Below are 20953 nucleotides of genomic sequence, written 5' to 3'. Positions count from 1 at the left end.
GCGAGGAGAGAAAAGCATTGCAGAAAGATCAAGTGAGTACGATTTTTGAGCTGCTCGATACAGCTTCAATTCGTTTAAAAAAGGAACAGAACATTTCCTATATTGAAGCATTGGCAGAAGCAGGAGAAGCCTTTTTCCAGGCAAATGATCGAAACGGTTTACTAAAAGATTTAATAGAGAAAGCAGATTTCGCCTCTTATGATCATGAGCAGATTCGTAAAGCGTTTCAGCTCGCCGTATTAAAAGGACAAAAGGATATTTCACATCCAAACCGGCAGATGACACCTGATACAATTGGTCTGTTTGTCAGCTATTTGGTCAATAAATTTTTAGAAGGACAAAAAGAGCTGGTTGTCTTTGATCCTGCAGCGGGAACAGGGAATTTACTGCTTGCGGTCCTCAACAATGTAACAGCTGAAACAACACGCGGTTTTGCCTCTGAAATTGATGACGTGCTCATTAAAATTGCGTGGGCACAAGCGAACTTAGAAGAAAAAGAAGTAGAGCTTTTCCACCAGGACAGCCTTGAGCCGCTTCTTATCTCACCAGCAGATGTTGCTGTATGTAGTCTTCCTGTCGGGTTTTACCCAAATGATGAGCGCGCTAAAGACTATGAATTAAAGGCAAAAGAAGGTCATTCCTTTGCGCATTATTTATTCATTGAGCAAAGTCTTCGTTATACGAAAGAAGGCGGCTTCTTATTCTTCATCATTCCAAATGATTTGTTTGAAGGAAAAGAAAGCGTACAATTAAAGGATTTCATCAAAGAACATGCATATATGAATGCGTTAATTCAGCTGCCAGTCTCTATGTTCAAAGACAAAAAGCATGCCAAAAGCTTATTTGTGATGCAAAAGAAAAAAGAGGGGCTCGAAGCACCGAAACGTATGCTATTTGCCAATCTGCCATCTTTCTCACAGAAAGAAGCAATGGTTGGCGTCATGAGAAAATTAGACCAATGGTTTTTAGAAGAAAAAGAAACGAAAGAATAGCCAGAGTGATGTCTGGCTATTTTATTATTCAGAAAATAACGACTTATTGATGTAAGCGGTAACAGTTCGAAGGTGTACTTGAAATGCAAAGTTTTCAATGTTTAAATGAAAAAGTCAGATATTTTTCGGACTTATCGTTAAACTATAAAAGACCCGTTCAAACAGGTTGAATATAGCACCGAAAAAACGTGAAACCTTATATAACAACTGAGTAAAAGGAGCGACAGTAATGTCCAAAATTATTGCAATCAACGCAGGAAGCTCATCTCTTAAATTTCAATTGTTCGACATGCCAGAAGAAACCGTTTTAACAAAAGGTCTTGTTGAAAGAATCGGAATGGACAACAGTATCTTCACGATTTCTGTAGATGGAGAAAAGAAAACAGAAGTCACAGATATTCCAGATCATGCAGTAGCGGTTAAAATGCTGCTTGAAAAACTAATTGAATTTAACATCATCAAAGACTTTAATGAAATTGATGGCGTAGGACACCGCGTCGTTCACGGCGGAGAAAAATTCAGCGATTCTGTTGTTTTAACAGATGAAGTCATCAAAGACATTGATCAGCTTTCAGAGCTTGCACCACTTCACAACCCTGCAAACGTTGTAGGAATCAAAGCATTCAAACAAATTCTGCCTGACGTACCAGCGATTGCTGTGTTCGATACAGCGTTCCACCAAACAATGCCAGAGCAGTCTTACCTATACAGCCTTCCGTATGACTACTACAAAAACTTTGGTATTCGTAAATACGGATTCCACGGGACAAGCCATAAGTTCGTAACAGAGCGTGCAGCAGAGCTATTAGGCCGTCCTCTTGAAGAGCTTCGTTTGATTTCTTGCCACCTTGGAAATGGTGCAAGTATCGCAGCAGTTGAAGGCGGAAAATCAATCGATACGTCAATGGGCTTCACACCACTTGCGGGTGTTGCAATGGGAACACGTTCAGGTAACATTGACCCTGCCCTTATTCCATTTATTATGGAGAAAACAGGACATACAGCTGAAGAAGTACTTTCTACTTTGAATAAGAAGAGTGGTCTTTTAGGTGTGTCTGGTCTTTCAAGTGACCTTCGTGATATCGAAGAAGCGACAGAAGAAGGAAACGACCGTGCTGAAGTAGCACTAGATATTTTTGCAAGCCGTATTCATAAATACATCGGTTCTTATGCAGCGAGAATGAATGGTGTAGATGCCATCATCTTCACAGCTGGAATCGGTGAAAACAGCTCAGAAGTGAGAGCACGTGTACTTCGTGGTCTAGAATTCATGGGCGTATATTGGGATCCATCTCTTAACAACATGAGAGGCGAAGAAGCATTCATCAGCTACCCTCACTCTCCTGTAAAAGTCATCGTGATTCCAACGAACGAAGAAGTTATGATTGCAAGAGACGTTATGCGTTTAGCGTAACATCCTTTTGAAGCTCTTTTCCTCAGCGGAAAAGGGCTTTTTTCTATTGAAATCACCATGCTATAATGTGAGGCAATATGAAAGGAGCGGTGTGAAGATATGAGCGTCGAAGAACATAAACGCGAAGCGAAAACGAGGCTTCATGTAAAAGTCATTACCGTCAGTGATACAAGGACAAAAGAAACAGATAAAAGCGGCCGTCTAATGATTGATTTGCTCAAAGAACAAGGGCACCTTATTCTTGCATACGATATTGTGAAAGATCACATTGGAGCGATTCAAGATGCCGTTTTAGAAGGAACAAGTGAAGCGAAGATTGATGCCGTCTTGTTAAACGGGGGAACTGGTATTGCAGCAAGGGACGTCACTATTGAATCCATTACACCTCTTTTCTCAAAAGAGCTGCCGGGCTTTGGAGAAATTTTTCGCATGCTGAGCTATACAGAAGATATTGGATCAGCCGCTATCTTATCTAGAGCGACGGCAGGGGTGATTAACCAAAAAGCCGTTTTTGCCACACCAGGCTCTACCGGAGCAGTTCGGTTAGCCATGACCAAACTCATTATTCCAGAGCTTCCTCATGTCTTGCGAGAGCTTGAAAAAGATCAAAAATAGCCCAAAATGACTCTGCCAAGAAAATTTGGCAGAGTTTTTTTCATAAAGGGGTTGAAAAAACAATTTTTCCTTGTTACAGTGTATACATACTAAATGCATGTTTATAAATTAAAACTTATTTTTATGCAAAAAAACATTCACAGAATCAAAACAAGCGAGAGGAGCTTTCAAACATGTCACAAAATAAAAAAGTCGTATTAGCATATTCCGGAGGTCTTGATACCTCTGTTGCAGTTAAATGGTTACAGGAGCAAGGTTACGAAGTTGTTGCTTGCTGCCTGGACGTAGGTGAAGGAAAAGATTTAGCATTCGTCCAACAAAAAGCACTTCAAGTCGGAGCTGTTCAATCTTACATGATCGACGCAAAAGAAGAGTTTGCTGAAGAATTTGCACTTGCTGCACTGCAAGCACACACGATGTATGAAGGGAAATACCCACTCGTGTCTGCACTATCTCGTCCGCTCATTGCCAAAAAGTTAGTGGAAGTCGCAGAGAAAGAAAATGCCGTAGCCGTTGCACACGGATGTACAGGTAAAGGAAACGACCAAGTTCGTTTTGAAGTATCAATCAAAGCATTGAATCCAGACCTAGAAGTTCTTGCACCAGTGCGTGAATGGAAATGGTCTCGTGATGAAGAAATCGACTATGCACAAAAGCACGGGATTCCAATTCCGATTAACTTAGACAGCCCATATTCAATTGACCAAAACCTTTGGGGCAGAAGTAACGAATGTGGTATTTTAGAAGATCCTTGGGCAGCGCCGCCAGAAGGTGCTTATGATCTGACAAATCCACTTGAAAAAACACCAGACACACCTGAAATCATTGAAATCACGTTTGAAAAAGGAAAACCAACAGCTATTGACGGAATCCAGTATTCATTATCTGATCTCATCCTTCATTTAAATGAAGTTGCTGGCCAGCATGGTGTAGGCAGAATCGATCATGTTGAAAACCGTCTTGTTGGAATCAAATCTCGTGAAGTGTATGAGTGCCCAGGTGCAGTTACCCTATTAAAAGCACACAAAGAACTTGAAGACTTAACGCTTGTCAAAGAAGTAGCACACTTTAAGCCAATCGTTGAACAAAAAATGGCTGAATTAATATACAACGGCTTATGGTTCTCACCACTTAAATCAGCACTAGATGCATTCTTACAAGAAACACAAAAGAACGTAACAGGTGTTGTACGTGTGAAACTATTTAAAGGCCATGCCATTGTAGAAGGACGTAAATCACCATATTCACTTTATGATGAAAATCTAGCAACTTATACAAAAGCAGATGAATTCGATCATGATGCAGCTGTAGGATTTATTAACCTTTGGGGTTTACCAACAAAAGTAAACAGCATCGTGAACAAAAAGGAGCAGGTTAAAGCATGAAAAAGCTTTGGGGAGGCCGATTTCAAAAAACACCAGAAAAATGGGTCGATGAGTTTGGTGCATCCATTCATTTCGACAAACAATTAGTCAAAGAAGATCTGACCGGCTCCCTTGCCCATGCAAGTATGCTGAATAAATGCGGTATCATCGGTGATGAGGAGGCCGCTGCAATCAAAGACGGACTGAATACGCTCATGAAAAAGGCAGAGGCGGATGAACTCGATTTCTCAGTAGATTATGAGGACATTCATTTAAACCTTGAAAAAATGCTCATTGATGAGATTGGTCCGCTTGGCGGCAAATTGCACACAGCGAGAAGCCGGAATGATCAGGTCGCAACCGATATGCATTTATATTTGAATAACCAAGTAGAGCATATCATTGAGCTGATCTCTTCTTTTCAAACAGTGCTTGTAGAAAAAGCTGAACAGCACGTTGAAACGATTTTTCCAGGATATACGCACTTACAGCGTGCACAGCCTATCTCCTTTGCTCATCATATGCTCGCCTACTTTTGGATGCTTGAGCGGGACAAAGCGCGTTTTCAAGATTCATTGAAGCGGATTAATGTGTCGCCACTTGGATGCGGGGCGTTAGCAGGAACGACATTCCCGATTGATCGTGAATATACAGCAGAGCTTCTGGGCTTTGACCATATTTACGAGAACAGCCTTGATGGCGTGAGTGATCGTGATTTCATTTTAGAGTTCTTGTCTAATAGCAGCCTTGTGATGATGCACCTCTCACGTCTTTGTGAAGAAATCATTTTATGGTGCTCTCAAGAATTCAAATTCATTGAGCTTGATGACACGTACGCAACAGGCAGCAGCATGATGCCGCAAAAGAAAAACCCGGATATGGCTGAATTGATCCGCGGAAAAACAGGCAGGGTATATGGCAATCTGATGGGATTGCTCACGATTATGAAAGGCTTGCCGCTTACGTATAACAAAGACTTGCAAGAAGATAAAGAAGGCATGTTTGATACGGTGAAAACGATCGCTGGCAGCCTGCAAATCTTCACAGGCATGATTCAAACAATGACAGTGAACGAAGATGTCATGAAAAAAGCAACAAAAGAAGATTTCTCAAATGCGACCGAAGTGGCAGACTACCTTGCGAAAAAAGGTATGCCATTCCGTGAAGCACACGAAATCGTTGGGAAGCTTGTGTATACATGCATTCAAAAAGGCATCTATTTAAGTGACCTTCCAGTTGAAACATTTACAGAAGCAAGCGGCCTCTTTGAACAAGATATTTACACTGTTCTTGATCCGTATGTTGCTGTTGAAAAAAGAACAAGTGCAGGTGGAACTGGATTCAAACAAATTCAGCTCGCTTTAGAAAAAGCAAAAGCCTGCCTAGCATAATTCGCCAAAACCATTCGTTTATACGGATGGTTTTTTTCATGGGAAAAAGGAGATTGATCTTCACTGGAGAAAATGAAAGCATACCAGTGTCAAGCTGAATAAGGAGTGACAACAGTTCATGAAGAAAACGCTTCAGGCTTTGTTTGATCAGCCTATCGTATCAGTGAAAACGTTAGGAGAACCATACGACGGCCGGGCTAATGATGTGTGGCTGATTTCCTTGCAAGATCAGACGGAATATGTAGTGAAATCTCCAAAAACTGCAAGAGAAGAAAGTGAATTTGTGTATGGGATCAACATGATTTATGGAGTAGATGCCCGTACTGTACAGGAGCATCTTGATGAAATCAATGAAAAGCTGGCTCATACGAATTCCTTTCATATTCCGAAAGTTGTTCGTAAAGTGAAGAAGGCGGGGAAACACTTTTATGTCATGGAAAAAGTAGAAGGAATCCCTTTAACATCTTTTGAGGGCCGTTCAGCACAATTCTATAGGGATTACGGGAGGAAACTAGCGCATCTTCATTCATATCAAACAAACTTTTTCGGTGCAGTATACGGGGGAGAAAAGAGACATTTGAGAGAATTCCATGCGCTGTTAAAAAAGGCAGTTTCCAAACTCATCAGCCGCTATTACGCTGATCAGCCTGAATATCAGAATTATGCAGAAAAGGTGCAGCAAAAGCTTGAAAAGCTAAGTCCTCCTGATGCTGCCAGTCTCATTTTAATTGATTTAGACCCATCGCAATATATTGAAGACGATGATCAAGTGACGAGTCTAGTTGATACGGAATATGTCGTATTTGGACCAGCTGCGTTTGATTTGATTGCACTCGAATACCTTTTGACGAAAGAAGCCGCACAAGCGGTTCAATTAGGGTATGAAGAGATTTGCCCGCTTCCTCGCCAGCTTCATGAGGTGAGAGAATGCTATCGGTTTGTTTCGCTGCTTCTCGATATCCATGGTTCATGGGATATGAAAAAGTGGATGAATCACCCTATACGGTTTTCCCCTCACTGTTAAAGGGTTCAAAAGTGCGAAGGGAGCCGGTTTATAGTAAAGTAAAGATAACAAAAGAAACACATGAACTTGCAACCTTTGTTTTAGGAGGAGATTGTGTGCGACACGCATTAATAACAGCGGGTTCTAAAGGACTTGGCAGGAAAGTCACCGAGTCTTTACTGAATATGGGGTATTCTGTGACAGTGAATTATCGAAGTGATGATGAAGCTGTCCGGCAGATGAAAGAAGAACTGCAAGAATACGAAGAAAAGCTTCAATTTGTCCAAGGCGATGTAACAAACAAAGAAGATTTAAAAAACATGGTCGAGCTGGCAGCAGAGCGATTTGGGCGGATTGATGCCTTGATCAATAATGCTGGACCTTATATTTTTGAACGAAAAAAACTCGCGGATTACTCTGAAGACGAATGGTATCAAATGATGGAAGGCAACCTATCCGCAGTGTTCCATTTGTTCCGAATGGTGATCCCTATGATGAGAAAACAAGGCTTTGGCCGGATTATCACATATGGCTTCCAAGGAGCAGACCATGCGCCAGGCTGGATGCACAGATCAGCTTTCGGAGCGGCAAAAGTGGGCCTTGCGTCATTGACGAAAACCATTGCGATTGAAGAAGCCGAAAACGGCATCACCGCTAATATGGTGTGTCCAGGCAAAATCGTTGGAGACATGAAAGAATCAACGATAGAGGAAGCACGTCAGATAAAAGACGATGAAACACCGATTGGTCGGTCTGGGACAGGTGAGGATATCGGTCGTATCATTTCATTTCTATGTGATGACCGTTCAGACCTCATTACAGGAACCGTCATTGAAGCAACAGGTGGTCTTAATGTAATTCACAGGCACTAAGTTTTTCAGCTTTTTATAGAGGGAATAGATAAAATGAGATCAAATTCGAAAGGTGGATATATTTACATGAAAGCTACATATCATGGACATTCAGTCGTACACATTGAAACAAACGGATACCATATTTGGATTGATCCATTTTTAAATGGAAATAAGCACACGGATATCAAACCGCAAGATGTGAAAGCAGATGTGATTTTGCTCACGCACGGGCATGGAGATCACGTCGGAGACACGATTGAAATCGCTAAAAATAATGACGCACTCGTGATTGCGCCATTCGAACTTGCCACTTATTTAGGCTGGCAAGGGGTGAAAACACACCCGCTTTCTATTGGTGGCGGACGTGAATTTGAATTTGGTAAAGTCAAGCTGACGCAAGCGTTCCATGGCTCAGCGGTCATTGATGAAGAATCCAAAACGATTACGTATACAGGGATGCCATCCGGTATTTTATTTACTGCTGAAGGCAAAACAATTTATCATGCTGGAGACACGGCTCTCTTCTCGGATATGAAACTCATTGGGGAGCTGAATCATATTGAGCTCGCCTTCCTGCCAATAGGTGATAACTTCACAATGGGACCAGACGATGCGAGAATCGCAGCAGAATGGCTTCGTGCGAAACAAGTCGTACCAATTCATTACAGTACATTCCCGCCGATTGAACAAGATCCTCATGCGTTTGCAGACAGCTTGCATGGCGGCGTGGGTCACGTATTAAACAGCGGAGAATCCATCGAGATTTAATCAATAGAAAGAAAAGCCGGCACTCTACCGGCTTTTTTATTTGCCTGTATCGTGCTCGTGTAAAAGACAAATTGCTATTAAAAGCCTCCTGCCTTTATAATGAAATATAGATGAAAACGCTGAAAACAAAAAGGGTGAACGGGATTGGCGACAAAGCATGAGCAAATTTTATCGTATATTGATTCATTGGATGTCGGAGAGAAAATTTCTGTCCGGCGTATAGCGAAAGAAATGAAAGTCAGTGAAGGCACGGCTTATCGGGCTATTAAGGATGCTGAAAATAAAGGGTTCGTGAGCACCATTGAACGAGTCGGTACCATTCGAATTGAACAGAAGAAAAAAGAAAATATTGAAAAGCTGACATATGCGGAAGTCGTCAATGTCATTGATGGTCAGGTACTTGGCGGACGAGCCGGCTTACATAAAACGTTAAATAAATTTGTCATCGGTGCAATGGAACTGGATGCGATGATGCGATACACAGCAGCAGGCAACCTGTTAATCGTCGGAAACCGAATCAATGCTCACCGGCAAGCATTAGAGGCGGGAGCGGCTGTGCTGGTCACGGGCGGATTCTCAACAGATGATGAAATTATTCAGCTCGCAGATGAGCTTGAGCTGCCCATTTTATCAACAAGCTACGATACATTTACCGTAGCGGCTCTCATTAACCGGGCCATTTATGACCAGTTGATTAAAAAAGAAATTGTGCTTGTGGAGGATATTTTAACGCCGATAGAACGGACCGTCTATTTATCGCCAGAAGACAAACTTGAGAAATGGTATGAAAAGAATTATGAAACTGGACACGGCCGGTTCCCGGTAGCAGACGATCAAATGAAAATTCACGGCATTTTGACCTCAAAGGATATTGCAGGCCATGACCGTTCTACACCGATTGAAAAGGTGATGACAAAAAATCCACTGACCGTTATTGGCAAAACATCTGTCGCTTCAGCTGCACAAATGATGGTGTGGGAAGGTATTGAGGTACTGCCAGTTGTAAATGATCATGAGAAGCTGATTGGGATGATTAGTCGTCAGGACGTGCTGAAGGCGCTGCAAATGATTCAAAAGCAGCCGCAGGTCGGTGAAAAGTTGGATGATGTCGTGTCACGAGGGTTTAAGGAGACTGAGACAGAAAAACCAAAAACAGATGCGGTGTACCAATATGAAGTCTCACCACAAATGACAAATCAGCTCGGCAATATTTCGTACGGTGTGTTTACACAAATTTTAATCGAATCAGCCAATCGCTTCTTAAAGTCTCATAAAAAAGGTGAACTAATTGTAGAAAGTCTTTCTGTCTATTTCTTAAAACCGGTTCAAATGGAATCCACGATACAGATCAAACCGAATATTTTAGAAGTTGGGCGCAAGTTTGGAAAACTTGAAGTGGAAGTTTACCATCAGTCAAATATTGTAGGCAAAGCGATGTTGATGGTGCAGCTGATGGAGAGAGGATAAATGGCAAAAAAGGGCGGCATGAATGCGCCCTTACAGCGTATAAACAAACCCTCGCATTCTTTGGTAGTCCTGCGTGCTGGTGCTCACGAATGTGACATTCGCTCTGCGCCAGTACTCGTCCTTCCTAGACTGCAAAGGTTTTCTAACACGCTGAAAAGAAGAGAAAGGGCTAAAATCAAGTTCATTTTAGCCCTTTCTCTATTATGCGTGGTCTTTTTCGCCTTCCTTTAAAAAGAGCGGAAGATAGTGCTTATAGGCTTTATATCCGGCCCATGTACTGCCGATACCAACTGCAACAAAAATAAACCCAATGACAAATGCGAGTGACGAGCGGTTTAAAAATAATTGATTCACACCGAAGAGCAGGACAAAGCAGCCAAGTGCCATACTTGATTTGGCAGACCAGAATTTCTTTTCGACCGGCCGGTTCGTACGGACATTCTTTGCTTTGTAGTATAAATAAAACATGGCAGAACAAATAATAAACACAATCAAAACAAGCATGTGCCAAGCCTCCATTGTAAGTGGTTACAACCCTATTTTAAACGTAAATAGGCTTGCTTACTAGAATAAATTGTCTATTCCTCACTTTTCTGTCTGGGTAGATTATGATTTAATAATAAAAAGAGTATCGTATAAGAAGGAGTATTTATGAAAAAAGAACTGATTAGAACCATATCATTATATGACACCATCATCATTCATAGACATGTAAGACCTGATCCAGACGCCTATGGATCGCAGTGCGGCCTTACGGAAATCTTGCGTGCCACCTATCCAGAAAAAAATATTTATGCAACAGGAACCCCTGAGCCATCTCTTTCATTTTTATATGAATTAGATGACGTGCCGGATGAAGTGTACAAAGGTGCCCTTGTCATTGTCTGTGACACTGCGAATCAAGCAAGAATAGATGATCAGCGCTATTCAATGGGCGATAAGCTGATGAAAATTGATCATCATCCGAATGAAGATCCTTATGGTGATTTGCTTTGGGTTGATACAGAAGCAAGCTCTGTCAGTGAAATGATTTATGAGCTGTATTTAGAGGGGAAAGAAGAAGGATATCAGCTGAATACAAAGGCGGCAGAACTCATTTATGCCGGCATTGTAGGAGACACAGGCCGTTTCCTTTTCCCAAACACAACGAAAAAGACACTCAAATATGCGGGTGAACTCATCGAATATCCGTTTTCATCATCAGACCTTTTCAATCAATTGTATGAGACGGATTTGAATGTCGTGAAATTAAATGGCTATATTTTTCAACATATCTCTTTATCAGAGAATGGCGTAGCTTCTGTTTTTATTAAACGTGACATTTTGGAGTCGTTCCAAACAACAGCGCAGCAAGCCTCACAGCTTGTTGGGACACTTGGAAATATTGCAGGGATTAAGGCATGGGTCTTTTTTGTGGAAGAGAACGATCAGATTCGTGTGAGATTCCGCTCAAAAGGCGTCGTCATTAACACCATTGCTAAAAAATATCATGGCGGAGGTCACCCGCTTGCAGCCGGTGCGTCCATATATGATTGGGCAGTTGCAGATGAGATTTTGCGTGATTTAGAAGAAGTATGTAAATCATCATCGTGAGAGAGGGGCTTCAAGTCCCCCCTCTCTTTTTTGAGCTTTGAGAAAAGGGTTACTTGGATACAGGGATAAACCAGCAGCCGATGTCAGTTGAATCTTCATAGGCTTGGAGATTTTGATGCTTTAATTCTTTTTTAATTAAATGGGCCATCATTTCTGTCTCAGCATAAGCACACATGCCGTCTTTAATCCGGCTTGCTTTGTCTCGTGCCATTTGACGATAGCTGTAAACCTCCATTGTTCTCACCTCTTTCTTATGATCATCTCGTTCTTCTTTTAGTGTATAAAAATAACAAGTGAAAAGCGATCATTGAGTGCAGAAATTCATAAAAATTCCACATCATCTATTATTCAGCAAAGGAAATACGCACTTCAAGCGAAAGCTTTGTATAGATGGTCAGTTCGGTGACTTTGGCGCGGTATGCCTTTTCTCTAATCGTATATTCTTTATTTTCCACGGTCCGTTTTAAGAGCTCTTTTGTTTTATAGACACTTTCAATATCCTTTGTGATCACCTCAGAGATATCTTCTTTCACCTGATCTTCAAATTTCAAGGTATCTGGCTCCGGGATTTTGTACTGCTCACGGTTGACGAGGTGAACGTCTACGCTCTGAATAAGCAGACGCTGCTTATTGTCTTCATTTAATTTATGCAAATCTTCCCGATAGAGTGTGATTTGTTCTTTCAGACTGTCCATATGGTGCTGCTGGCTTCTGAGCAGTGTCACTTGCTTCTCCTGAAAGGTGCCATACGTAAAGAGAAAAATCAGCCAGCTGATAATTGCGCCGAACATCATCCCAGCAAAAAAACGCTGCCAGCCTGGACGTTTATACAGCTCAGGCACCCTCATGATGACACATGCTCCTGAGTGAGCCACGTAATCAGGAGATACCCCGTTTGCGCACCGCCCATAGCAGAGATAATGAGCAAGATCTGCTTGAAAATATCACGTGTGTTCCCTTCGAAAATCCCTCTTTCAAAACTATAGACCGCATCAAAAGTTCCACCGATTGCCGCAACAAGTGCCCAAATTTTTAAGCGGTTGGCAAGACTTGAAATAATTGATAGCGGCGGCTGACCAGATAAATATGCACCTACCCCGCCTATAATGGCACCGCCCAAAATAACCCCCAGTGCGATAAAATAACAGCTAATAAAGTTTGGAATAAAGGCTTCCTTCACATCCATTTTTCCCACCTCACTCTATTCAATATATGGCGAATGCTGGACAAGTATGAACGAGCGGAAAAGAAAGAACATTTGTTTCTCACCGCATCGCGTTTTATAATGAAAGAATGAATTTAGACGAAAGGAGTGGATTAAGCATGTCCTATGTTCATCTTCAGGTTCACAGTGGATACAGCTTGTTGAGCAGTGCAGCGAAGGTCAAGGAGCTCGTATTAAAGGCGAAAGAACTTGGCTATCAAGCGCTCGCTCTTACCGATGACCATGTGATGTATGGAACGGTTGAATTTTATAAGGAATGTAAAACACATGGCATCAAACCGATTATCGGTTTAACAGCTTCTGTCTTCATAGATGAACAAGAGACAGAGGCTTATCCTTTGATCCTCCTTGCCAAAAACAATGAAGGCTATCAAAACTTGATCAAAATTAGCAGTGTCTTGAAATCAAAGTCAAAAACCGGCCTGAAAGAGAAATGGCTGAAAGCCTATCATCATGGCCTTATTGCCATCACACCAGGCGTATCCGGCTATATTGAAACGTTGCTGCAACATGATCAGCTAGATGAAGCAAGGGATGCGGCCATCCATTTAAAAGATCTTTTTGGTGAGGAACATGTGTATTTAGCCGTTCAGCCGTTTCAGCAGGACGAAGAGCTGTCTCATAAGCTCAGGAAACTCTCAAAAAGGGCGAACATCCCGCTTGTGGCAACAGGTGACGTCCACTATATCCATCAAGAGGACAAAACCGCATATACATGTTTAAAAGCCATTAAAGCAGGCCAGCAGTTATCAGAAATTGAGGAAGACCAAGGAGACAAGCATTTCAGATCGATCGAAGAAATGATGAAGTGGTATGGTGATGATCCAGAATTGCTGGCAAGAACGGTTGAGATTGCAAACCGCTGCGAGGTCGATTTAAATCTTGGCCAGACGAAACTGCCAACCTATCCGACGCCCGATCAATCAACAGCTGATCAATTTTTACGAAGAGTGTGCCAAGAAGGCATGAAACGAAGACAGATTGCTTCAAATGACACATATATCAAAAGGCTTGAGTATGAGCTGAGCATCATTCAAAAAATGAATTTCAGTGATTATTTCCTCATTGTGTGGGATTTTATGAAGTATGCTCATGATCATGGCATTGTCACAGGTCCTGGCCGGGGATCAGCAGCAGGCTCTTTAGTTGCGTATGTTCTGTTTATTACAGATGTCGATCCGATCCGTCACGGGCTTTTATTTGAGCGTTTTTTAAATCCTGAACGAATCAGCATGCCGGATATAGATATCGATTTTCCTGACACGAGAAGAGATGAAATCATTTCATATGTAAAAGACAAATATGGGGATATGCATGTGGCGCAAATTGTCACGTTTGGAACACTTGCCGCAAAGGCAGCTTTAAGAGATGTCGGACGTGTGATGGGAATTGATTCAAAAGCAGCAGACCGCCTTGCAAAGCTCATCCCATCAAAGCCAGGGACGACACTGAAAGAAGCGGTGATGGTCTCCTCAGAATTAAAAACACTGCTCCAGCAATCTGAAGAGCTGCAAAGAGTGTTTCAAACCGCTTTAAAGGTAGAAGGATTACCAAGACATACGTCAACACATGCAGCCGGCGTTGTCCTAAGTGAGGAGCCGCTCACACAAGTCGTGCCTATTCAAGAAGGCCATGATGGAGTGTATTTGACGCAATATGCGATGAATTATTTAGAAGATCTCGGTCTTTTAAAAATGGATTTTTTAGGTTTGAGAAACTTAACATTAATTGAATCCATTAAAAACCAGATTGAAAGACAGGAAAATGTCCACATTAACTTTAGTGACATTTCATATGAAGATCAGAAAACGTTTGATTTGTTATCAGCGGGAGATACAACGGGGATTTTCCAGCTGGAGTCACAAGGTATGCGTCAGGTGCTGAGACGACTGAAACCTTCTAGTCTAGAAGATATCGTGGCTGTCAATGCCTTATACCGCCCGGGTCCGATGGAGAATATCCCGCTCTTTATCGACCGAAAGCATGGCAGAGTGAAAGTCTCCTACCCGCATCCAGATTTGTATGACATCTTAAAGGATACATATGGGGTCATCGTCTATCAGGAGCAAATCATGCTGATTGCAGCAAAGATGGCAGGCTTTAAGCTGGGCGAGGCCGATCTACTAAGAAGAGCCGTTTCAAAGAAAGATAAAAAGGTGCTTGATGAAGAACGAAGCCATTTTGTTGAAGGATGCCTAAAAAAGGAGTATCCTGTTAACATTGCAAATGACGTTTATGACCTAATCGTCAAATTTGCAAACTATGGTTTTAATAGAAGCCATGCTGTTGCATATAGCATGATCGGCTTTCAGCTTGCTTATTTAAAAGCGCATTATCCGTTATATTTTATGTGCGGTCTTTTAACGAGTGTGATTGGAAATGAAGACAAAGTGGCTCAATATTTCTATGAGGCAAAGGAAAAAGGGATATCGGTGTTGAAGCCTTCTATTAATAAGAGCGAATTTCCATTCACGGTTGAAAAAGGGGAGATCCGCTACAGCTTAAGAGCGATTAAAAATGTCGGAGTGTCAGCTGTAAAGGATATATACAGAGCAAGACAGGAAAAGCCATTTGAAGATTTATTTGATTTTTGCGCAAGGGTATCAACAAAGAGTGTCAACCGAAAAACGATTGAAGCCCTCATTTTCTCAGGGGCAATGGATGAACTTCATCCAAATCGTGCTTCGTTATTAGCATCGATAGATATTGCGTTAGACCATGTGTCATTTTTAACACCTGAGGATCAACTGGACTTTCTTGGGGATACAACGTTCTCCATTAAGCCAAAATATGCGGAGATAGACGAACTGCCGCTTGTTGATCTCCTGCAATTTGAAAAAGAGGCACTCGGGTTATATTTATCAAATCACCCTGTACAAGCGTATCGAGATCGCTTAAGAGAGAATGGTGCGGTGGAAATCATCAGACTTTCTTCCTATATAAAGCGAAAGATCTCAATGGGTGGTCTTTTGACAAAGGTGAAATCGATTCGGACAAAAAATGGACAATCGATGGCATTTGTCACATTCGGGGATGAAACGGGAGAAATGGAAGGTGTCGTCTTTCCAGAGCAATTTAGAAAGCTGTCCCCCTTACTTGAGGAGGGCGCAATGCTTTATGTTGAAGGCAGAATAGATGTCAGAAATGAGAGCAGTCAAATCATCGTACAAGAAGCTGTTCTACTGGAAGAGATGGGCTCTAAAAGAAAAGAATCTGTCTACATTCGAGTCAAAGAAGAGAACCATACGCAGGAGCTGCTAGAACAAGTGAAGCGAGTAATCTCCATGCACAGGGGAGAAGCAGATGTCTATTTGTATTATGAAAAGCAAAAAAAGACGATGAGACTTCCAGATGCATACAAAGTTCATGCAGATCATGCGGTCATTTTCCAGTTAAAAGAGCTGCTAGGTGAACAAAACGTTGTGATTAAATGATGACAAATCGTCTGAATATGTTTTACAATTTCACCTATTGTGTTATCATTTTAAAGATTCTGTGTATTTAAACTGCCAAGTATGTGCTTATCAACTTAGCAATTCATTAAATCATTTTCCACTTGAAGGAGTGTTCATCACATGTCATTAAGAGAAGAAGCATTACATATGCACAAAGAGAATCAAGGCAAACTCGAATCAAAATCAAAGGTACAAGTGAAAAATGCGAAAGACTTGAGCTTGGCTTACTCACCAGGTGTAGCGGAGCCATGTAAAGATATTTATGACGACACAAGCAAAGTGTATGATTATACAATGAAAGGCAATATGGTCGCTGTTGTCACAGACGGAAGTGCTGTGTTAGGGCTTGGAAACATTGGGGCAGAAGCATCTCTTCCAGTAATGGAAGGAAAAGCCGTCTTATTCAAAAGCTTTGCAGGTGTTGATGCATTCCCAATCGCACTTGCAACAAACGATGTAGACAAAATCGTTGAAACAGTGAAGCTTCTTGAGCCGACGTTTGGCGGCGTGAACCTTGAAGATATTGCAGCACCAAACTGCTTTATCATTGAAGAGCGTTTGAAAAAAGAGACAAACATTCCTGTTTTCCACGATGATCAGCACGGGACAGCGATTGTAACAGTGGCAGGACTTGTGAATGCACTGAAGCTGTCTGGAAAATCAATGTCTTCAATTAAAGTGGTTGCAAACGGCGCTGGAGCAGCAGGAATTGCGATTATCAAACTTCTTTATCATTTCGGTGTACGTGATATCATCATGTGTGATACAAAAGGCGCTATTTATGAAGGCCGTCCGAATGGTATGAATGCAGTGAAAAATGAAGTAGCTAAATTCACGAACCAAGATCGTAAAGAAGGTTCTTTAGAAGAAGTGATTGAAGGCGCAGATGTCTTTATCGGCGTTTCAGTAGCAGGTGCTTTAACTAAAGAAATGGTTGGAAAAATGGCAAAAGATCCTGTCATCTTCGCAATGGCGAATCCAAACCCAGAGATCATGCCAGAAGACGCACATGCAGCAGGTGCAAGTGTTGTAGGAACTGGCCGTTCTGACTTCCCGAACCAAGTGAACAACGTCCTTGCATTCCCTGGTATTTTCCGTGGAGCGCTTGATGTACGTGCGACACACATTAACGAAGAAATGAAAATTGCAGCTGTTGAAGCGATTGCTTCCCTTGTATCAGATGAAGAATTGTCAGCGGAATACGTTATCCCTGCACCATTTGATGCACGAGTAGCGCCAGCGGTAGCCAAAGCAGTGGCAAAAGCAGCAATGGAAACGGGCGTTTCAAGAATCAAAGTAGACCCAGAAGCTGTTGCAGAAAAAACAAGAAAATTAACGATTATCGGCGAGTAATCGAATTGGAAAAGTGTGCACGTTCTTTCTGAATTTGGAGGAAAAACGTGCACCATTTCCTCTCTTACACGAAATTTTTTTCATCCTAAATGAGATTTTTTTGTAGACGTTCACAATTCACATATACCAACTACTCAGCGCCCCAAACCTATACTCATTTCTCCTCAATTCCCCACTGAAAAAATTGAATGAAGGATGACAGCGTTTGACAAAAAAAGTACAATAGTTTCGGTACAGTTATGACATGTCCTATAATAGTGGATGTGCGTGTAAAGAAAAAACCCTTCAAAAAGGGAGGTAGTCATTTGTCAATCAAGAATATTTTCAGTAAAAAGAAAAAATATGCATCTGTACCCTCTGAACAGGCAAGTCAAGATGTGCCTGAAGGCATCATGACCAAATGTCCGCAATGTAAAAAAATAATGCTCACCAAAGAACTAGATAAAAATTTACGTGTTTGCATGAATTGCGGCAGACATTTGCAAATGAATGCAAAACAACGTATTGAAAGCCTTGTAGACGAAGGCACATTTGAAGAATTTAACGGTCACCTCATTTCTGAGAACCCGCTCGGTTTCCCAGGCTACGAAGAAAAGCTTCAGAAAGACAGAGAAAAAACATCTTTGAATGAAGCCATCGTAACAGGAAAAGGTGAAATTAAAGGTCAAAGTGCTGTCATTGCTGTCATGGATGCCACGTTCCGTATGGGCAGCATGGGCTCAGTCGTTGGTGAAAAGATTACATTAGCTATTGAGAAAGCAAAAGCGGACAAGGTGCCATTTATCATCTTCACTGCATCTGGAGGAGCAAGAATGCAAGAGGGGATTCTTAGTCTGATGCAGATGGCAAAAACAAGTTCAGCATTAAAGCTATTCAGCGAGGATCAAGGTCTGATTATCTCTGTGATGACCAATCCGACAACTGGCGGTGTATCAGCTAGTTTCGCATCTCTCGGTGATTACAACTTTGCAGAGCCTGGTGCATTAATTGGTTTTGCTGGTCGCAGAATCATTGAACAAACCATTCGTGAAGACCTACCAGAGGACTTCCAAACGGCTGAATTTTTAATGAAGCATGGTCAGTTAGATGCTGTGATTCACCGTGCAGAAATGAAAGAAACATTAGGCCAAATCTTAGCATTACACAGCACAGGAGGTGAACGAGAGTGGCTGGAGAACTAGAATTTGAAAAACCTGTCATTGAACTTCGAGCGAAAATTGATGAATTGAAAAAGTTCACACAAAACTCAGAGATGGATTTAAGTGCGGAAATTGAGCGCCTTGAAACGCGTCTGAGTAAGCTTGAAACAGACATTTATACAAATTTAAAGCCTTGGGACAGAGTACAAATTGCTCGTCATGCGATGCGCCCAACAACTCTCGATTACATTCAAGAGCTGTTTGATAACTTTTTCGAATGTCACGGTGACCGTTTTTATGGCGACGATGAAGCCATCGTTGGAGGAATTGCCACATTTAAAGGACTTCCTGTCACAGTCATTGGTCATCAGCGCGGAAAAGACACAAAAGAAAACTTGCGCCGTAATTTCGGGATGCCGCATCCAGAAGGTTACCGTAAAGCATTGCGCTTGATGAAACAAGCAGATAAATTTAATCGTCCAATCATTTGCTTTATTGATACAAAAGGAGCTTATCCTGGTAAAGCAGCTGAAGAACGCGGGCAAAGTGAAGCAATTGCGAAAAACCTTTTCGAAATGGCAGGACTTCGTGTACCGGTTGTCTGTATTGTCATTGGAGAAGGCGGAAGTGGCGGAGCACTAGGCTTAGGCGTAGGAAACCACCTATTTATGCTAGAGAACTCAACATATTCAGTGATTTCACCTGAAGGTGCAGCAGCACTGCTCTGGAAGGACTCATCACTTGCGAAAAAAGCTGCAGAATCAATGAAAATTACTGCTCCAGACCTAAAAGAATTAGATATTATAGATGATGTTATTAAAGAAGTGCAAGGTGGAGCACACCGAGACGTGAAACAACAAGCAGCCTACATTGAAAAAACATTAAAACAGTCACTTACATCTTTGCTCAAACAATCGCCTGAAGAATTAGTCGAACAAAGATATCAAAAATACAAAGCAATCGGCAAAGTATCGATTGAAAATCAATATATTGGGGTAAACTAAATAAACGTACAGCCTTTTGGCTGGCGTTTATTTTTTTCGTCTTTTTTCATCAAAACGATCTGATGTAAGCGCTATTTGAAAATAATTTTCTTTTGTTTTCATAAAATTTGAAACGTCTGAAAACGTTGATTTGACAAGGTTTAGAGCACTTGAATCAACTGTTTTTTGAACAAAGTGCTTTCATGACTTTCTTAACTTTTGTTTAAAAACATTTTATTTAATTGTATAATAAGTACGGTTTTAGAAATTCGTATTGAAAACATCCGGTTTTGCTCATGATTGTTTTCAAGCAGTGGAAATGGTATGTTTAATTCATATATGGTCTCTGAGGTGAAAAAGATGAAGCGTATAGGAGTTTTAACGAGCGGTGGGGATTCCCCAGGAATGAATGCAGCTGTGCGCGCAGTTGTAAGGAAAGCAATTTACCATAATGTAGAAGTTTACGGTATTTATAATGGATATTCAGGTCTAATTAACGGTAAAATTGAGAAACTCGAAATAGGTTCAGTAGGCGATATCATTCATCGTGGAGGAACAAAACTTTACACGGCAAGATGTCCTGAATTCAAGACAGTTGAAGGTCGTGAAAAAGGGATTGAGAACTTAAAAAAATTCGGTATTGAAGGACTTGTTGTCATCGGTGGAGATGGCTCATTCATGGGAGCGAAGAAATTAACAGAGCTCGGTTTTCCATGTGTAGGTGTCCCTGGCACGATTGACAATGACATTCCTGGTACTGATTTCACTATTGGCTTTGATACAGCACTAAATACAGTCATTGATGCCATTGATAAAATTCGTGATACAGCCACATCTCATGAACGTACATACGTAGTGGAAGTAATGGGAAGACATGCAGGTGATATTGCCCTTTGGTCAGGTCTTGCAGGCGGAGCTGAATCGATTTTGATTCCTGAAGCAGACTATGACATGGACGAAATTATTGCCAGATTGAGAAGAGGACATGAACGAGGCAAGAAGCACAGTATCATCATCGTTGCAGAAGGCGTCGGCAGCGGTGTCGAATTTGGTAAGAGAATTGAAGAGGAGACAAGCCTTGAAACGCGTGTATCTGTCTTAGGACATATTCAACGTGGAGGTTCTCCAAGTGCGTTTGACCGAGTGCTCGCAAGTCGCCTAGGAGCGTATGCAGTAGAACTTCTTCTTGAAGGAAGAGGCGGACGCTGTGTAGGTATTCAAAGCAACGAACTCGTTCATCACGATATTTTAGACATCTTAGATAAAAAGCATACAGTCGATCAAAATATGTACCGACTTTCACAAGAGCTCTCTATATAAAACGAGAAGACCTTAGG

At 41.6% G+C, this 20953-nt stretch carries 19 protein-coding genes; 15 read left to right on the top strand and 4 right to left on the bottom strand.

Annotation, left to right across the window (positions count from 1 at the left end; all coding sequences use genetic code 11):
- The first annotated feature begins 17 nt into the window (after positions 1-17).
- The 9 genes from NSQ64_RS15070 (at position 18) to NSQ64_RS15030 (ending at position 9868) form a co-directional block, all read left to right on the top strand.
- Positions 18-992 (top strand): class I SAM-dependent methyltransferase, encoded by a 975-nt coding sequence (locus NSQ64_RS15070; protein ID WP_160757456.1) that lies wholly within the window; start codon positions 18-20, stop codon positions 990-992.
- A 229-nt stretch (positions 993-1221) separates the two neighbouring features.
- Positions 1222-2406, top strand: a complete 1185-nt coding sequence (locus NSQ64_RS15065; protein WP_024718669.1) for an acetate kinase — start codon at positions 1222-1224, stop codon at positions 2404-2406.
- A 99-nt stretch (positions 2407-2505) separates the two neighbouring features.
- Positions 2506-3021 (top strand): MogA/MoaB family molybdenum cofactor biosynthesis protein, encoded by a 516-nt coding sequence (locus tag NSQ64_RS15060; RefSeq protein ID WP_024718668.1) that lies wholly within the window; start codon positions 2506-2508, stop codon positions 3019-3021.
- A 173-nt stretch (positions 3022-3194) separates the two neighbouring features.
- Positions 3195-4406: an argininosuccinate synthase gene (locus NSQ64_RS15055; protein WP_008343148.1), complete on the top strand. Its 1212-nt coding sequence runs from the start codon at positions 3195-3197 to the stop codon at positions 4404-4406.
- The gene (gene argH, locus NSQ64_RS15050) at positions 4403-5776 is read left to right on the top strand and encodes an argininosuccinate lyase (RefSeq protein ID WP_341017147.1); all 1374 of its coding nucleotides are present in this window, start codon (positions 4403-4405) and stop codon (positions 5774-5776) included. Before NSQ64_RS15055 ends, argH begins: the two co-directional genes overlap by 4 nt.
- A 118-nt stretch (positions 5777-5894) precedes the next feature.
- Complete coding sequence (locus tag NSQ64_RS15045; protein WP_341017145.1) at positions 5895-6800, top strand: aminoglycoside phosphotransferase family protein; 906 nt, start codon at positions 5895-5897, stop codon at positions 6798-6800.
- A 95-nt stretch (positions 6801-6895) separates the two neighbouring features.
- Positions 6896-7651, top strand: a complete 756-nt coding sequence (locus NSQ64_RS15040; RefSeq protein ID WP_008343153.1) for an SDR family oxidoreductase — start codon at positions 6896-6898, stop codon at positions 7649-7651.
- Positions 7652-7717: 66 nt separating this feature from the next.
- Positions 7718-8401 carry a metal-dependent hydrolase gene (locus tag NSQ64_RS15035; protein WP_024718665.1) on the top strand — a complete coding sequence of 228 codons (684 nt, stop codon included), beginning with the start codon at positions 7718-7720 and terminating at the stop codon, positions 8399-8401.
- A 144-nt stretch (positions 8402-8545) separates the two neighbouring features.
- Positions 8546-9868 carry a CBS domain-containing protein gene (locus NSQ64_RS15030; protein ID WP_341017143.1) on the top strand — a complete coding sequence of 441 codons (1323 nt, stop codon included), beginning with the start codon at positions 8546-8548 and terminating at the stop codon, positions 9866-9868.
- A gap of 201 nt (positions 9869-10069) precedes the next feature.
- On the opposite strand, the gene NSQ64_RS15025 is transcribed toward NSQ64_RS15030, so the two are convergent.
- Entirely contained in the window at positions 10070-10372 is a 303-nt protein-coding gene (locus NSQ64_RS15025) for a YtpI family protein (RefSeq protein WP_003216665.1), read from the bottom strand.
- A 147-nt stretch (positions 10373-10519) separates the two neighbouring features.
- Here NSQ64_RS15025 and NSQ64_RS15020 point away from each other — a divergent pair, with 147 nt between their 5' ends.
- Positions 10520-11461: a DHH family phosphoesterase gene (locus NSQ64_RS15020; protein ID WP_025207776.1), complete on the top strand. Its 942-nt coding sequence runs from the start codon at positions 10520-10522 to the stop codon at positions 11459-11461.
- A 49-nt stretch (positions 11462-11510) separates the two neighbouring features.
- On the opposite strand, the gene NSQ64_RS15015 is transcribed toward NSQ64_RS15020, so the two are convergent.
- From NSQ64_RS15015 to NSQ64_RS15005, 3 genes are all read right to left on the bottom strand, one after another.
- Positions 11511-11696 carry a hypothetical protein gene (locus tag NSQ64_RS15015; protein WP_008346082.1) on the bottom strand — a complete coding sequence of 62 codons (186 nt, stop codon included), beginning with the start codon at positions 11694-11696 and terminating at the stop codon, positions 11511-11513.
- 109 nt (positions 11697-11805) lie between these two features.
- A complete protein-coding gene (gene ytrI, locus NSQ64_RS15010) occupies positions 11806-12309 on the bottom strand; it encodes a sporulation membrane protein YtrI (RefSeq protein ID WP_007501718.1) in 504 nt (167 codons plus the stop codon).
- Positions 12306-12647 carry a YtrH family sporulation protein gene (locus NSQ64_RS15005; RefSeq protein ID WP_007501717.1) on the bottom strand — a complete coding sequence of 114 codons (342 nt, stop codon included), beginning with the start codon at positions 12645-12647 and terminating at the stop codon, positions 12306-12308. The genes ytrI and NSQ64_RS15005 overlap by 4 nt, the downstream gene beginning before the upstream one ends.
- Positions 12648-12784: 137 nt before the next feature.
- On the opposite strand from NSQ64_RS15005, the gene dnaE reads away from it, so the two are divergent.
- The 5 genes from dnaE (at position 12785) to pfkA (ending at position 20936) form a co-directional block, all read left to right on the top strand.
- Complete coding sequence (gene dnaE, locus NSQ64_RS15000) at positions 12785-16120, top strand: DNA polymerase III subunit alpha (protein WP_341017140.1); 3336 nt, start codon at positions 12785-12787, stop codon at positions 16118-16120.
- A gap of 141 nt (positions 16121-16261) precedes the next feature.
- On the top strand, positions 16262-17494 hold the full coding sequence (locus tag NSQ64_RS14995) for an NAD(P)-dependent malic enzyme (RefSeq protein ID WP_007501712.1): 1233 nt from the start codon (positions 16262-16264) through the stop codon (positions 17492-17494).
- Positions 17495-17799: 305 nt separating this feature from the next.
- Positions 17800-18675 carry an acetyl-CoA carboxylase, carboxyltransferase subunit beta gene (accD, locus tag NSQ64_RS14990; RefSeq protein ID WP_008346077.1) on the top strand — a complete coding sequence of 292 codons (876 nt, stop codon included), beginning with the start codon at positions 17800-17802 and terminating at the stop codon, positions 18673-18675.
- Positions 18660-19637 (top strand): acetyl-CoA carboxylase carboxyl transferase subunit alpha, encoded by a 978-nt coding sequence (accA, locus tag NSQ64_RS14985; protein ID WP_008346075.1) that lies wholly within the window; start codon positions 18660-18662, stop codon positions 19635-19637. Before accD ends, accA begins: the two co-directional genes overlap by 16 nt.
- A 339-nt stretch (positions 19638-19976) precedes the next feature.
- On the top strand, positions 19977-20936 hold the full coding sequence (gene pfkA / locus NSQ64_RS14980; protein ID WP_017358271.1) for a 6-phosphofructokinase: 960 nt from the start codon (positions 19977-19979) through the stop codon (positions 20934-20936).
- Positions 20937-20953: the final 17 nt, after the last annotated feature.

The sequence above is a fragment of the Bacillus sp. FSL W8-0183 genome, assembly GCF_038006825.1.
GTDB classification, from domain to species: Bacteria; Bacillota; Bacilli; order Bacillales; family Bacillaceae; genus Bacillus; species Bacillus altitudinis.
This window is presented reverse-complemented; position numbering and strand designations above follow the sequence as displayed.

Coding starts and splice junctions, on each gene's coding strand:
- NSQ64_RS15045 (WP_341017145.1), top strand. CDS start 5,895: ATGAAGAAAACGCTTCAGGCTTTGTTTGATCAGCCTATCGTATCAGTG.
- argH (WP_341017147.1), top strand. CDS start 4,403: ATGAAAAAGCTTTGGGGAGGCCGATTTCAAAAAACACCAGAAAAATGG.
- ytrI (WP_007501718.1), bottom strand. CDS start 12,309: ATGAGGGTGCCTGAGCTGTATAAACGTCCAGGCTGGCAGCGTTTTTTT.
- NSQ64_RS15060 (WP_024718668.1), top strand. CDS start 2,506: ATGAGCGTCGAAGAACATAAACGCGAAGCGAAAACGAGGCTTCATGTA.
- NSQ64_RS15035 (WP_024718665.1), top strand. CDS start 7,718: ATGAAAGCTACATATCATGGACATTCAGTCGTACACATTGAAACAAAC.
- NSQ64_RS15055 (WP_008343148.1), top strand. CDS start 3,195: ATGTCACAAAATAAAAAAGTCGTATTAGCATATTCCGGAGGTCTTGAT.
- NSQ64_RS15025 (WP_003216665.1), bottom strand. CDS start 10,372: ATGCTTGTTTTGATTGTGTTTATTATTTGTTCTGCCATGTTTTATTTA.
- NSQ64_RS15065 (WP_024718669.1), top strand. CDS start 1,222: ATGTCCAAAATTATTGCAATCAACGCAGGAAGCTCATCTCTTAAATTT.
- dnaE (WP_341017140.1), top strand. CDS start 12,785: ATGTCCTATGTTCATCTTCAGGTTCACAGTGGATACAGCTTGTTGAGC.
- NSQ64_RS15015 (WP_008346082.1), bottom strand. CDS start 11,696: ATGGAGGTTTACAGCTATCGTCAAATGGCACGAGACAAAGCAAGCCGG.
- NSQ64_RS15020 (WP_025207776.1), top strand. CDS start 10,520: ATGAAAAAAGAACTGATTAGAACCATATCATTATATGACACCATCATC.
- NSQ64_RS15005 (WP_007501717.1), bottom strand. CDS start 12,647: ATGGATGTGAAGGAAGCCTTTATTCCAAACTTTATTAGCTGTTATTTT.
- pfkA (WP_017358271.1), top strand. CDS start 19,977: ATGAAGCGTATAGGAGTTTTAACGAGCGGTGGGGATTCCCCAGGAATG.
- NSQ64_RS14995 (WP_007501712.1), top strand. CDS start 16,262: ATGTCATTAAGAGAAGAAGCATTACATATGCACAAAGAGAATCAAGGC.